The following is a 14,450-nucleotide window of genomic DNA, read 5'->3' on the forward strand; positions in this document are numbered from 1 at the left end:
CGGAGGGCGTAATCCGACAATCGCGTTGACCTCACAGCAGGTAGGTCGGATTAGCGGGGCGCAGCCACGCGTCATCCGACAACCGTGTTGACGCGGCCGGCAGTGGTGTCGGGTTACGCGCCTTGCGCTAACCCGACCTACGCCAGCGCCATGTCAGAGAAAGTAGGTCGGATTAGCCCGGAGGGCGTAATCCGACAACCGTGTTGGCCGCCCCGTGTTCAGCAAAATCAGGCCGTGCCGCCGACCGTGATGCCGTCGAGGCGCAAGGTCGGCTGCCCCACGCCCACGGGCACGCTTTGCCCTTCCTTGCCGCACACGCCCACGCCCGAGTCGAGGCGCATGTCGTTGCCGATCATGGAGACGCGGTTGAGCACGTCCGGGCCGTTGCCGATCAGGGTGGCGCCCTTCACCGGATAGCTGAGCTTGCCGTTTTCGATCATGTACGCTTCGCTGGCCGAGAAGACGAACTTGCCATTCGTGATGTCGACCTGGCCGCCGCCAAAGTTGACGGCATACAAGCCGTTTTTCACGGAAGCGAGGATCTCGCCCGGGTCCTGGTCGCCACCCAGCATATACGTATTCGTCATGCGCGGCATGGGCAGGTGGGCGAACGATTCGCGGCGCGCGTTGCCCGTCACGGGCATCTTCATCAGGCGCGCGTTCATCGTGTCCTGGATGTAACCCTTCAGGATGCCGTCTTCGATCAGGGTCGTGCACTGCGTGGGATTGCCCTCGTCGTCGATATTGAGCGAACCGCGCCGGCCGGCCAGGGTGCCGTCATCGACCACGGTGACGCCCTTGGCCGCCACGCGTTCGCCGATGCGGCCCGAAAACGCGGACGAGCCCTTGCGGTTGAAATCGCCTTCCAGGCCGTGGCCGATCGCTTCGTGCAGCAAGATGCCGGGCCAGCCCGGTCCCAGCACGATGGTCATGGGCCCGGCGGGCGCGGGGCGCGCTTCCAGGTTCACCAGCGCCGAATTGACGGCATCGCTGGCATATTGCTCCAGCACGGCATCGCTGAAATAGTCGTAGCTGAAGCGCCCGCCGCCGCCGGCCGAGCCCGTTTCGCGGCGGCCGTTCTGTTCCGCGATCACAGTCAGCGACACGCGCACCAGCGGGCGGATGTCGGCCGCCAGCACGCCGTCGCTGCGCAGCACCAGCACCACGTCGTACTCGCCGGCCAGGCCCGCCATCACTTGCACCACCCGGGGGTCTTTCGCCCGCGCCATCTTTTCCACGCGCTCGAGCAGCTGCACCTTGGCCGTAGCATCGAGCGAGGCGAGCGGATCGTTAGGCAGGTACAGCGAGCGTCCGCCCTGCGGCTGCATCCGGCCCGCGATCTTGATTTTGCCGGCGCCCGCGCGCGCAATCGTGCGCGTGGCCGCTGCCGCTTCCAGCAGGGCCCGCTCGGAAATGTCATCGGAGTACGCAAACGCCGTCTTGTCGCCGGACACGGCGCGTACGCCAACGCCCTGGTCGATGGAAAAGCTGCCCGTCTTGACGATGCCCTCTTCCAGGCTCCAGCCTTCGCTCTTGGTCGACTGGAAATACAGGTCGGCATAGTCGACCTTGTGCGTAAACATCGTGCCCAGGGCTTTGAGCAGCTTGTCTTCGTCCAGGCCGAACGGCGTGAGCAGGATATCGCGCGCCACGGCCAGGCTGGACAGATTGGGTTCAAATGGAATCATGGCTATCTTTTCTCAACATTCAATTTACATCGTCCGATGGGTTAGCGCGGGCAGGGACTCGCGCACGCCGGCCAAAAACACCAGGTCGATCTCGCCGCTGACCACGCCCTCGCCTTCCGGCAGCACGGCGATCACTTCGCCCCACGGGTCGATCAGCATGCTGTGGCCCCAGGTGCGGCGGCCGTTCGGATGCAGGCCGCCCTGCGCCGAGGCCAGCACATAGCACTGGTTTTCGATGGCGCGCGCGCGCAGCAGCACTTCCCAGTGGGCGCTGCCCGTCGTATGGGTAAACGCGGCCGGCACGACGATCAGCGCGCAATCGCCCATGGCGCGGTACAGCTCGGGAAAGCGCAGGTCATAGCAGATGGACAGGCCGACGCGGCCGAACGGCGTCTCGATAGCGCGTACCTGCGCGCCCGGCACGATGGTGCGCGATTCATTGTACGACTCGGTGCCGCGCGTAAAACCGAACAGGTGGATCTTGTCGTAGCGGCCGGCCGGCTCGCCTTGCGGGTCGTACACCAGCGTGGTGTTCAGGACCTTGCCCTCCTCGCCGGAAATCAGGGGCAAGGTGCCGCCGATCAGCCAGATGCCGTGCTGGCGCGCCATCTGCGCCATGCCATCCTGGATGGGGCCGCTGCCAGGCTGTTCCGCATGGGCCAGCTTGTCCGTTTCCTGCTTGCCCATGATGGCCCAGTATTCGGGCAGCACCACCAGTTGCGCGCCACCGGCGGCGGCCTGCGCCACCAGGCGCCGCGCCGTGGCCAGGTTGTCTTCCACGGAAGGCGAGGAAATCATTTGTACTGCTGCAACTGTATGCATCATTTCACCTCTTGTACATTCGACCTTGCCGAATGGCACTTATTTCGCCACGGCATCGTTCGCCGCCGCTGCGGGCATGGCGACAGGTTCCAATTTACCACCATCAAGCTTGGTCACGACGGGCGATTTCCACGGGCCGGCGATCTGCATATGGTAGGTGAGTGCCTTCATCACGGGAGCGCGCAGGAACAATTGCGCCAGGAAACTGCCCAGGCCGATGACGGGATTGACGGCCAGCGCGTACACGAGCGGCCCCGTGCCCAGGTTGAATTCGGGGATCACCACCACGTGCAAATTCGTCGTTTCATTGGCGATATCGGCCGTGCCGTCCATCAGCACGGTGGCCGCCACGCCATGCATCTTGAGGTTATCGGTGGTCACCACGCCGCGCTTGATGCTGGCGTTGGCCGTGATGCCGTCGAAGGCCAGGCCTTCGGAAAACACGTCGTGGAAATCGAGTTTCAGCAGGCGGGGCAAGGCTTGCAGGCTGAGTACGCCCAGCAGCTTGGCCGCGCCCGGGTCCTGTTTGAGGAACTGGCCCGATTCCACCTTCATCTCGATCTGTCCCGACAAGGTGGGAATGTCTAGCGAATACGGCAAGCCATTCCAGGCGATATCGCCGCTCAGACGGCCCTTGCCGCGGCGCACCGTGTCGGCAAAGCCGAAGCGGTCGAGCAGCTTGCCCGCATCGACGATATCGAGGCCGAAACGCAGGCTGGTCGTGCTTTGTCCGTCCTTGATGACCCATTTTCCACTGCCGCTCAGCGCGCCATCGGGGTTCGACAGTTGCAGCTTACCCACGCGCCACTCGCGCCCGCCCGCCGCCATCGTGTTATAGGCCTGCAACTCCAGCCGGCCGATCTTCTTGTTGAACAGTTCAAATTGCTCGGCAACGATATCGAGCGAGGGGATCGACTGGGCGCCACTCTTTCCTTCCAGCAAATTCTTGACGTCGTTGGCGGCCGACTCCGGAATGATCAGCGACGACAGGCGCGCCGTCATCTTGCCCAGGCCGGACGGCGTTTCCAGCCACGTCACATAGCCCGACACTTGTTTTGCGTCGATATTGGCTTGCCACACATCCTTTTGATGCGTGGCGCCGACCACGACGTTTTCCAGCTTGCGCTCGCCCAGCATCAGTTCGCTGGCACGGGCCGCCATCATGTCCGGCACCACATATTGCGCGATATCGGGCGCATCGTCGGCGGCGCCGCTGTCGCCGGACGCCGGTGCGCTGCCGGCGATCTCGCTGCCGATGGCGATCCAGCTGTCCACGTCCAGGGTTTTCATGTTGACGTTAAGCATCATGCCGCTATCGGGCTCGGGCGCCGGCACGTTCACGCCGATGCCGCCACGCACCAGGCGCCAGGCGTCCTTGCCCTGCTTCTGGCGCTGGTAGCGGGCAGCGATGCCGGAGCCGAGCGCGACGCGGATATCATCCGTGCGCAGGCCCGCGCCGTTGGCCGCATTGCCCGTCAGGGTGAATTTCACGGGCAGGCTGTCGCCGGCCGGCTTTTTCAGGGGAGCGGGGAAATCCAGGCCCAGGCCCGTCAGCGGCGACTCGACATTGACCACCACCTGGTGGTCGCGCGCCGTAATCAAGCCGTTGTAGCGCGCGCCGCCATTCAAATGTTTCGCCAGGCGCTGCAGCACGGGCGCCGGATAGGTCTTGCGCAAGCCGTCGATGGTCATGTTGCCGGCGATTTTCACTTGAATCGAACTGTCCGCCTGCGTGCCGCCCGAGATGGCCAGCGGCCCGCCCAGCAGGCTGCCATTCAAGCCATTGAGGTTGACGCCCTTTTCGTTGAACTCGATCTTGCCCTGCGTGCCCAGCACGGGCGGCATGTCGTGGAACAGCACCACGTCGTTGCCCGCCAGCTGCAAGCTGCCCTGCACGGTCGACTCGAGCATGCGCTCGATCGGCAAGTGCAGTTTGAGGGCCAGCCTGGCGTTGCCCGTCGCCGTCGTTTCGTCCGTGAAATGCTCGATCCAGCCCAGCACGGGGCTGGCCGTCACGTACTTGAGGAATTCCTGCATCGGTCCAGCCGCATTGCCTTCAATGTCAAGCAAGGTGTCGAAGACGGTCAGGTCGGGGATCACGGCTTTGACATTCGTCAAGGCCACGCCGCCCGTGGTGGCCGTGTCGCCGCGAATTTCCATGCGCGCCCGCTCGAACACAAAACTGCCCTTGATCTTTTCCGCCTGCGGCCACAGGGGCGCCTTGCCCGCCAGCGGGCCGCTTTCGGCAAATTCGCCGGGCGCATAGTTCAGCTTGCCATTCTCGATCTTGCCGGCAATACGGAAGTCGCCGCGATTGCGCTGGGCGGCATTCCGCTGGGCGGGTGTATCGGCCTTGAACGGAAAATGCTCGAGTTCGCCGCGCAGGCGCAGGCTGACATCGTGCGCCATGCCGCCTTCCAGCGCGCCCGTCAGCCAGTGGCGCAGATGCTCGGGCGTTTGCAGCGGCAGGTAGCGGCCGATGGTGTTGATCTCGAAATTATCGATGGTGCCCGCCAAGTCGACCTGGCCCAGGTTCTTGCCGTCGAGCGGCATCCGATGCGAACCATGCAGGGCGACTCGCATGCCTTGTTGATTAAGATCAAGCCTGTCCAGGTCGACTTGTAGCATATTGTCTGCTTGGAAAGCCCAGCGCGCCTCCATTTCGAACTGTTCGAACGGCAAGGCCGGCTCACTCAAATAGGAGGCCAATTGCAATACCAATCCCCGTGCATCGATATCGACCTTGCCGCCCTTGTCGCTGGCGTCGATACTGCCAGTCAAATGTTCGAAACCGGGAATAGCCGGTGCGGCGGCCTGCGCGGGGCTGGTCGCCGTCTTCGCCACGGCCAGGCGCGCCGGCTGCGCATTCAGGCCCAGATCGATGAGCTTGCCGCGCAGACGGTAGCTGGCGGGGGTGCCCATCTCTCCTTCCCATTGCGCTGAAAAATCCTGCAGCCGCCCGCGCGGCGCCAGAGCGTCGAGGCGCTGGCGCTGCTGCTCGCCCAGCGGCAGCTTGTCGGCCAGTGCGGCCAGGGTTTGCAAATCGAGCGACTTGGCCGTGATTTCCGTGCGCGCCGGCTTGCGCTTCGTGGCCGCGATGAAACGCTCGGACAAGGTCGTGGGCGGCAGGCTGAGGCCATCGCGGGTTTCCACCGCGAAATTTGTCAATTCCACCTGATGGCCATTCGCGCCAAAGGTGGGCTTGCCGTCGGGCACCTGCGCCGACAGCTCTTCTTTGGCCGAAATGCGTCCGCTGACCGACAGCAGGTCGAGCGGCGCGATATGCTCGCCCAGCTGCGCCTGCACATCCGTCAAGCCCACATCGGCCGTGAAGCCGGCCAGGCGCGCGTGATCCAGGCTCAACCAGGCGCGCAGCGCGCCCTTGCCTTGGCTCAGTTCGAATGGATAGTCGAGGTAGCGGCGCCAGGCGGCCAAGTCGGCGTTTTTCAGGTCCGCGTACAGCTCGCCCTTCCACATCGATACATCGGAGATGCGCGTGCTGAAAGGCGGATGCGTGAAGTGAGCGCGCACATCGATGGGCGCGGCCAGGCTGGCGGGCGGCGTGGCCTGCAAGCCCAGCCTGTGGCTGCGCCAGCGATTGCGCAGCAGCAGATTGACCTGCGACAAAGCCAGCTCCGGCGTGCCGCGCGCTTCATCCGTCCAGCGCACCTTGCCGTCGCGAATGATGATGTCATGCTGCGACAGCAGCCAGTCGGCGCCCTTGCCATCGCTGCCTTGCGCGCTGTCGATCAACACCCCGGCCACATACAGCTTGCCATCCTTGCTGCGCCGTACGTCCAGGTCGGGCCGCGTGATTTCCAGGGTGGTGAAGCGCACGGAACCGAGCACGCTCCACCACGACACGGTGGCCGATATGCTCGGCAGGCTGAGCGCCTGGCGGCCCGCCTGGTCGCGCAGGGTCACGTCGCCGAAGAAGAGATTGGGCCGCACGCCATGCCAGGAGGCATAAATACGCGCAATGCTGACAGGGTTGCCCAGCGCGCGGCTGGCCGCCCGCTCGATATCGCCTTTGTAATAATCGATATTCGGCAGGATCGCGTAGCGCAGGAATAAAAACAGCACGGCGAAGGCGAAATACGCGAGCAGCACCAATTTGATGGTAAAACCCAGCACATGGTGGGTGGCCAGGTTGGCCAGGCGATAGGCGGCACGCAGCCGCTGCCAGCGCAGGGCCAAGGGCACATGCTCTGTCACGCTTGCTTCTGGCGGTTTTTGCATCAATAAGCTAATAAACTGGCCCGGCGTCAAATAATGGCAAAAATCGTCTGCATTCGTGGTGCGCGCCTGCATCCTTGCGCTTGCGTCTGAGCAAAGCCTCCCTTACCATCGTTCGGAAGAGCACGCACTACCGGCGGTATTGGGCCGGCGGCACAATTTTACCGCATCCCCCGCCGTTCGCCGCCAAGTTAAACAAGAACATGCACGCAGCATCCACGAGACCCTTACCGATACCATGAGCACACAGCCTTTGATCTCCGCCTCCCGTTTCTACCAGCGCTGGCTGGACGCCGCCCCCGAGCGCGCCGCGCAGGTAGCGCAACTGGTGCGCGCACCATTGGACGGGCTCGACTTTGCCGCCGCGCTGGCCGAGCAATCGAACGCCGCCATGCCGCCGCTGCCGCCCGAGCGGGCCATGCGCCGCCTGCGCAATCTGCTCGTCTGCGGTCTGATCGCGCGCGATCTTGGCGGTCAGGCCGACTTGCATGAAGTCGTCACGGCCATGACGGGCTTTGCCGATTTCGCCATTCGCACGCATGTGGACGCCATCATGGACGAAATGGTGGCCCTGCACGGCATGCCTGTCGGCGAGGAATCAGGCGAGGAACAGGCTTTGATGGTGCTGGCGATGGGCAAGCAGGGCGGCGGCGAGCTCAACGTCTCGTCGGATATCGACCTGATCTTTGTGTATCCGGAAGATGGCGACACGCAAGCGACCTTGCCGGGCCAGCGCAGCCTGTCCAACCACGAGTTTTTCATTCGCATGGGCAAGAAACTGATCGCCGCCCTGGCCGAGATCACACAGGACGGATTTACTTTCCGCGTGGACATGGCCTTGCGTCCGAACGGCAACTCGGGTCCGCTGGCCGCCAGTCTGGGCATGGTCGAGCAATACCTGATTGTGCAGGGACGCGAATGGGAGCGCTATGCCTGGGTCAAGGCGCGCGCCGTGACGGGCAAGCCGGAGGACATCGCCTCGCTCGACGCCATCGTGCGCCCCTTCGTCTTCCGCCGCTACCTCGATTTCGGCGTCATCGACGCCATCCGCACCATGCACGGCCAGATCCGCGCCGAGGTCAACCGCCAGGAACGGCTGCATCCGGACCGCAGCAACAACGTCAAGCTGGGCCGTGGCGGTATCCGCGAAATCGAATTCCTCGCGCAAGTATTCCAATTGATACGCGGTGGGCGCGACGCCGAGCTGCGCGAGCGCTCCACGCGCGCCACCCTGCGTACGGTGGCGGACAAGGGCTTGCTGGAACCGGCCATCGTGGAACAGTTGCTTGGTTCCTACACTTTCCTGCGCAACCTCGAACACCGGCTGCAGTATCTTGACGATGCACAGACACACACCCTGCCCGCGAATGACGCCGACCGCCTGGTGGTGGCGCAGATGATGGGCCTGCCCGACGTCGCTACCCTGCTGGCCCAGCTGGAAGCGCACCGCGTGTTTGTCGCCGGCCAGTTCGACGAAATGTTCAGCGACAAGAGCAGCGGCACGCCGCCGGCCGACACGGGCATCGACCCGCAGACGTCGAACGACTGCGCCGCGTCCGACCAGCAGGAAGCCATCGAGGCGCGCTTTGCCGCCATGGGTTTCCATGAACCGGCCGCCTGCGCGCGCCGTTTGCTGGCCACGTGGCAGGCGCCCCGGCTGCAATCCCTGCCCGAAGCGAGCCGCACGCGTCTGGTGGCCCTCGTCAATTCCGCCCTGCCCCTGATCACCGATTGCTCCGTGTCCAACGGCAATGCCAGCCAGCTGGCCACCCTGGGCCGGCTGCTCGATTTCCTGGAAGCCATTGCGCGCCGCTCGGCCTATCTGTCATTGCTGACAGAGTACCCGCACACGCTCGAGCGCGTGGTGCGCATGGTGTGCGCCAGCGGCTGGGCCGCCACCTTCCTCACGCAGCACCCGATCCTGCTCGACGAGCTGCTCGATGAACGCATCCGCAACACGGTGCCCGACCCGGCCGCGCTGGCGCTGGACCTGCAGCGCCAGCTCGACGACGCCCCCGGCGACACGGAGCGGCAGATGGATATCCTGCGCGAAATGCACCACGCGCAGCTGTTCCAGTGCCTGGCGCAAGACCTGGCGGGCGACCTGAGCGTGGAAAAGCTGGCCGATTACCTGTCGCAGCTGGCCGACATCATCGTCGCCGCCACCGTGCAAGCCGTGTGGCAAACGTTACCTGCGCGCCACCGCGAGGTGCCGAAATTCGCCGTCATCGCGTATGGCAAGCTGGGCGGCAAAGAACTGGGCTATGTCTCCGACCTTGACGTCATCTTCCTGTTCGACGACGACGACCAGGAAGCACCCGGCCTGTACGCCAAACTGGCGCAGCGTTTCATCACCTGGATGACCTCGCACACTTCGGCCGGCATCCTGTTCGACATCGACATCGCCCTGCGCCCCGATGGCGCCTCGGGCATGCTGGTGTCCAGCGTGCAGGCGTTCGAGCGCTACCAGAGCAGCGCGGCCTGGGTGTGGGAACACCAGGCGCTCACGCGCGCGCGCTTTTGCGCGGGCGACGTCAGCATCGGCAAGCATTTCGAGCGCATCCGCGACACGATCCTGCGCAAGGAACGCCCGGAAAACGGTCCGCTCAAGGGCGAAGTGGTGGCCATGCGCAAGAAGATGCTCGATGCGCATCCGCCCCGTCCCGGCAGCTTTGATCTGAAACAGGATCCGGGCGGCATGATCGACATCGAGTTCATGGTGCAATACCTGGTGCTGCAGCATGCGGCGCAGTATCCGCAGCTGACGGCCAACTCGGGCAATATCGCCCTGCTGCGCCTGTGCGGCGAACTGGGACTGATCGACGCGCAACTGGCGACCCTCGTTGCCGACGCCTACCGCGCGCTGCGCAAGCTGCAGCACCAGCTGCGCCTGCAAGGGCAGGACCTGGCCCGGGTGGAACCGGAACGGGTGCGCGTGCATGCGGACAACGTGATGCGCCTGTGGTACACGATCTTTCCCGCGACGATTGCATAAGCACGGCGCCGGCGTATGATACGTACAGGCAACTCCACTTCCCAGTGGTGCCGTACAACAGGCCGCGCCGGGGTTGCCCATACCAGGAGACAGCGTATGAAGACAAGTGTAAAAACGGCAAGTGTAAAAACGGGCATCCACGCCCTCGTTGCCAGTTTCATCCTCTGCGCCATGCCGGCAACGGCATGGGCCGCCCCCAGAGGCAGCGCGGATGAAGCCATCGCCATGACCAAGCGCGCCGTGGCCATGATCAAGGCCGACGGCAAGGAAAAGGCCTTTGCCGCCATTGCCGATCCCGCCAACACCAGCTTCCATGACCGCGACCTGTACATTTATGTGTACGACATGAATGGCGTCACCCTGGCGCACGGCAACAATCCCAAGATGGTCGGCAAGAACCTGATCGACCTGAAGGACAATGAAGGCAAGGCCGTCATCAAGTCGCTGATCGCCACGGCCAGCACGCCGGCCGGACGCGGCTGGGTAGACTTCAAGTGGCCCAATCCCCTGACCAAGGTGGTCGAACAAAAATCCGGCTACATCGAACGGGTCGACAATATGATCGTCGGTTCCGGCATCTATAAATAAGCCACGGCAAGAGGAAAACGCGCCCGCATGCCGCTCCATTACCTGTCCCGTCTGAGCGGATCGGCGCGCGATACGCAAGCCAATCTGCAGCTGGGCTGCGTGCTGGCGCTGGTGGCGGGCGCCGTCAACGCGGGCGGCTTTCTTGCCATCGGCGGCTATACCTCGCACATGACGGGCATCGTCTCGGGCATGGCGGACGACCTGGCGCTGGGCAACGTCACGGTAGCCCTGGCCGCGCTGGGCGCCTGGCTGGCCTTTGTCAGCGGCGCGGCCGTCACGGCCATCATGGTGAACTGGGGCAAGCGGCGCCGGCTGCACAGCCAGTTTGCCGCCAGCCTGCTGCTGGAAGCGGCGCTGTTGCTGCTGTTCGGCCTGACGGGCAATTACCTGGCCGCCATGCCCGACGTGCTGGGCCCCGTCACCATCTTGCTGCTGTGCTTTGTCATGGGCTTGCAGAACGCCATCATCACCAAGATTTCGGGCGCCGTCATCCGCACCACGCATGTGACGGGGCTGTCGACCGACATCGGCATCGAACTGGGCAAGATGGCGTATTACAACCGGCGCCACCTGCCGGACCGCATGGTCAAGGTCAACCGCGGCAAGCTCAGGACGCACAGCCTGCTGATCAGCTGCTTCTTCATCGGCGGCGTCAGCGGCGCACTGGCCTTCAAGCACATCGGCTTTCCCGCCGCCACCATCCTGCTCGCCGGCGTGCTGACCCTGCTATCGGGCGTGCCCGTGCTGCGCGACTTGCGCGTCTTGTGGCGCTTCTACCGGCGCCGTTTTTATTCGCACAGCCATGAATAAAAAAACGCCCCGAAGGGCGTTTTTTCTTATGCGGTCACAAAATTACTTGGCCGACATCAGTGCGACGGTGGTGTCGAGCATGCGGTTCGAGAAACCCCACTCATTGTCGTACCACGACGATACTTTCACCAGACGGCCCGACACCTTGGTCAGGGTCGAATCGAAGTTCGACGAAGCCGGGTTGTGGTTGAAGTCGATCGAGACCAGCGGTTCGGTCTGGTAGGTCAGGATGCCTTCCAGGGCGCCTTCCGACGCGGCTTTCATCAGCGCGTTGACTTCTTCCACGGTGGTGTCGCGCTTGGCGATGAAGGACAGGTCGACCAGCGACACGTTGATGGTCGGCACGCGGATGGCGAAGCCGTCCAGCTTGCCATTCAGCTCAGGCAGCACCAGGCCCACGGCGGCGGCGGCGCCCGTCTTGGTCGGGATCATGCTCATGGTGGCCGAACGGGCGCGGCGCAGATCTTCATGCATCACGTCGGACAGCACCTGGTCGTTGGTGTAGGCGTGCACGGTGGTCATCAGGCCCGTTTCGATGCCGATGGCGTCGTTCAATGGCTTGACCAGCGGTGCCAGGCAGTTGGTGGTGCACGACGCGTTCGAGATGACGGTGTCGGTCGATTTCAGCACCGAGTGGTTCACGCCGAACACGACGGTCGCATCGACGTCCTTGCCGCCGGGTGCCGAGATGATGACTTTTTTCGCGCCGCCCTTCAAGTGAGCCGAAGCCTTCTCTTTGGTGGTGAAGAAGCCCGTGCATTCCAGCACGACGTCCACGCCCAGTTCGCCCCATGGGATTTCGGCAGGGTTGCGCTGTGCGAACACGCGGATCGGATCGCCATTGACGATCATGTTGTCGCCTTCGACGGTGACCGTGCCCGGGAACTTGCCGTGCGCGGTATCGTAGCGGGTCAGGTGGGCGTTCGATTTGGCATCGCCCAGGTCGTTGATGGCAACGATCTGGATATCCTGTTTCTTGCCGCCTTCGTAGAAAGCGCGCAACACATTACGGCCGATGCGGCCGTAGCCATTGATTGCAACTTTGATCGTCATACTCTGCTCCTGATTAAAAAAGAAGGTACATGCACGCCCCCGGCGACAACATCGCCAGGACCGTTAAAAATCAATATTAGCCAGCGATAACGGCTTTCACCTTGGCGACGACGTTCTCGACCGTGAAGCCGAAGTGCTTGAACAGCACGCCGGCAGGCGCCGATTCGCCGAACGTGTCGATACCGACCACGGCGCCTTCCAGGCCCACGTATTTGTACCAGAAGCTGGTCACGCCCGCTTCGATGGCCACGCGCGGCACGCCTTTCGTCAGCACGCTGGCCTTGTAGGCGGCGTCCTGGCGGTCGTACACGTCGGTCGACGGCATCGACACGACGCGCACGTTGATGCCTTCCGAGGCCAGCGCGCTGGCGGCGGCGACGGCCAGTTCCACTTCGGAACCGGTGGCGATCAGGATCGCCTTGGGCTCAAGCACGTCGTTGAGCACATAGCCACCGCGGAAGATGTTCTCGATCTGTTCGGCGCTACGCTCCTGGTACGGCAGGTTCTGGCGCGAGAAGATCAGGGTCGACGGGCCATCCTTGCGGCGCACGGCGGCGCCCCAGGCGGCAGCCGACTCGACGGTGTCGCACGGACGCCAGTTGTCCAGGTTCGGGATCAGGCGCATCGACGAGACGTGCTCGACCGATTGGTGCGTCGGGCCGTCTTCGCCCAGGCCGATCGAATCGTGGGTAAACACGAAGATCGAACGCAGTTTCATCAGGGCAGCCATGCGCAGCGCATTGCGGCTGTAGTCGGAGAACGTCAGGAACGTGGCGCCGAACGGGATGTAGCCGCCGTGCAGGGTGATGCCGTTCATGATGGCGCTCATGCCGAATTCGCGCACGCCGTAGTTGATGTGGTTGCCAGGCTGGCCCGAACGCACGGCCACGCACTCTTTCCAGTTGGTCAGGTTCGAACCGGTCAGGTCGGCCGAGCCGCCGAGGAATTCCGGCAGCGACGAAGCCAGTGCCTGGATGGCGTTCTGGCTGGCCTTGCGGGTAGCGATGTTTTCTTTTTTCTCGACGCAGGACGCGATGGCGGCGCTCAGGGCCGCTTCGAATGCCTGTGGCAGTTCGCCTTGCATGCGGCGGGTCAGTTCAGCGGCTTGCTGCGGGAATTCGCGGCTGTAGGCGGCAAAGCGCTCGTTCCAGTCCGCTTCCAGCAGGGCGCCCTGCTTCTTGGCGTCCCACGCGGCGTACACGTCGGCCGGCATTTCGAACGGGGCAGCATCCCAGCCGATGTATTCGCGCACGGCAGCGATTTCCTTGTCGCCCAGCGCGGCGCCGTGGACCTTGTCGCCGCCTTGCAGGTTCGGCGAACCCTTGCCGATGATGGTCTTGCAGCAGATCAGGGTTGGCTTCGATGCGGTCTTGGCGGCGGCGATGGCGGCAGCGACGGCGGCCACATCGTGACCGTCGACGGCGCGGATGACATTCCAGCCGTACGCTTCGAAACGGGCCGGGGTGTCGTCCGTGAACCAGCCTTCGACCTTGCCGTCGATGGAAATGCCGTTGTCATCGTACAGGGCGATCAGTTTATTCAGGCCCAGGGTGCCGGCCAGCGCGCACACTTCGTGCGAAATACCTTCCATCAGGCAGCCATCACCGACGAAAGCGTAGGTGTAGTGGTTGACGATGTCGTGGCCAGGCTTGTTGAATTCAGCGGCCAGCAATTGCTCCGACAGGGCCATGCCGACGGCGTTGGCGATGCCCTGGCCCAGCGGGCCGGTGGTCGTTTCCACGCCGGGCGTGATATCGACTTCCGGGTGGCCCGGGGTTTTCGAATGCATCTGGCGGAAGGCCTTGATGTCATCCATCGACAGGTCGTAGCCCGTCAGGTGCAGCAGCGCGTAGTGCAGCATCGAGCCGTGGCCGTTCGACAACAGGAAACGGTCGCGGTTTTGCCATTTCGGGTTCGCGGGATTGTGGCGATAGTGACCACTCCACAGGGCAACTGCGATCTCGGCCATGCCCATCGGCATGCCTGGATGGCCGGAATTGGCCTTTTGTACAGCGTCCATTGCCAGTGCGCGGATCGCATTGGCCATTTTGGTAGTCGGGAGCGTAGTTGTCATGATGGTGTGGGTCAGTCGCGGAGTTTAAATTCGTTTGCAGCGCAGCTGGGCGCAGTCAGAGCTATGTATTTTACCAGACCAGCAAGGGGAAAAATCAAACCGCGCAACGCGCGCCGCCGCAGCTTGTGCCGCTTGCGCCCGGCAGGGGCGAAAAAAAACCGGGCCAGGCCCGGTTTTTCGCGAC

General features: G+C 63.7%; 8 protein-coding genes. 3 read left to right on the forward strand and 5 right to left on the reverse strand.

All coding sequences use genetic code 11. From position 1 onward, the window contains the following. Window positions 1-227: 227 nt before the first annotated feature. The 3 genes from tldD to IGS60_RS26120 are packed head-to-tail and all read right to left on the reverse strand — an operon-like array spanning window position 228 to window position 6,725. Window positions 228-1,688: a metalloprotease TldD gene (gene tldD, locus IGS60_RS26110; RefSeq protein ID WP_230506611.1), complete on the reverse strand. Its 1,461-nt coding sequence runs from the start codon at window positions 1,686-1,688 to the stop codon at window positions 228-230. A gap of 24 nt (window positions 1,689-1,712) precedes the next feature. Then, on the reverse strand, window positions 1,713-2,513 hold the full coding sequence (locus IGS60_RS26115; protein WP_070291147.1) for a carbon-nitrogen hydrolase family protein: 801 nt from the start codon (window positions 2,511-2,513) through the stop codon (window positions 1,713-1,715). Between the two features lie 36 nt (window positions 2,514-2,549). Further along, entirely contained in the window at window positions 2,550-6,725 is a 4,176-nt protein-coding gene (locus IGS60_RS26120) for a YhdP family protein (RefSeq protein WP_368858622.1), read from the reverse strand. 82 nt (window positions 6,726-6,807) lie between these two features. Between IGS60_RS26120 and glnE the strand changes: the two genes are divergently transcribed. From glnE to IGS60_RS26135, 3 genes are all read left to right on the forward strand, one after another. After that, complete coding sequence (gene glnE / locus IGS60_RS26125; protein WP_368858623.1) at window positions 6,808-9,741, forward strand: bifunctional [glutamate--ammonia ligase]-adenylyl-L-tyrosine phosphorylase/[glutamate--ammonia-ligase] adenylyltransferase; 2,934 nt, start codon at window positions 6,808-6,810, stop codon at window positions 9,739-9,741. 96 nt (window positions 9,742-9,837) lie between these two features. Further along, complete coding sequence (locus tag IGS60_RS26130; RefSeq protein ID WP_083287269.1) at window positions 9,838-10,329, forward strand: cache domain-containing protein; 492 nt, start codon at window positions 9,838-9,840, stop codon at window positions 10,327-10,329. A gap of 27 nt (window positions 10,330-10,356) precedes the next feature. Further along, window positions 10,357-11,139 (forward strand): YoaK family protein, encoded by a 783-nt coding sequence (locus IGS60_RS26135; RefSeq protein ID WP_070219248.1) that lies wholly within the window; start codon window positions 10,357-10,359, stop codon window positions 11,137-11,139. 42 nt (window positions 11,140-11,181) lie between these two features. On the opposite strand, the gene gap is transcribed toward IGS60_RS26135, so the two are convergent. Together gap and tkt are read right to left on the reverse strand one after the other, a co-directional pair. Then, window positions 11,182-12,192 carry a type I glyceraldehyde-3-phosphate dehydrogenase gene (gene gap / locus IGS60_RS26140; RefSeq protein WP_010395244.1) on the reverse strand — a complete coding sequence of 337 codons (1,011 nt, stop codon included), beginning with the start codon at window positions 12,190-12,192 and terminating at the stop codon, window positions 11,182-11,184. Between the two features lie 76 nt (window positions 12,193-12,268). After that, window positions 12,269-14,266, reverse strand: a complete 1,998-nt coding sequence (gene tkt, locus IGS60_RS26145; protein WP_230506615.1) for a transketolase — start codon at window positions 14,264-14,266, stop codon at window positions 12,269-12,271. Window positions 14,267-14,450: the final 184 nt, after the last annotated feature.

This window comes from Janthinobacterium sp. FW305-128, from assembly GCF_020858135.1.
Lineage (GTDB): Bacteria > Pseudomonadota > Gammaproteobacteria > Burkholderiales > Burkholderiaceae_D > Janthinobacterium.

Coding starts and splice junctions, on each gene's coding strand:
- tldD (WP_230506611.1), bottom strand. CDS start 1,688: ATGATTCCATTTGAACCCAATCTGTCCAGCCTGGCCGTGGCGCGCGAT.
- IGS60_RS26115 (WP_070291147.1), bottom strand. CDS start 2,513: ATGATGCATACAGTTGCAGCAGTACAAATGATTTCCTCGCCTTCCGTG.
- IGS60_RS26130 (WP_083287269.1), top strand. CDS start 9,838: ATGAAGACAAGTGTAAAAACGGCAAGTGTAAAAACGGGCATCCACGCC.
- IGS60_RS26135 (WP_070219248.1), top strand. CDS start 10,357: ATGCCGCTCCATTACCTGTCCCGTCTGAGCGGATCGGCGCGCGATACG.
- gap (WP_010395244.1), bottom strand. CDS start 12,192: ATGACGATCAAAGTTGCAATCAATGGCTACGGCCGCATCGGCCGTAAT.
- tkt (WP_230506615.1), bottom strand. CDS start 14,266: ATGACAACTACGCTCCCGACTACCAAAATGGCCAATGCGATCCGCGCA.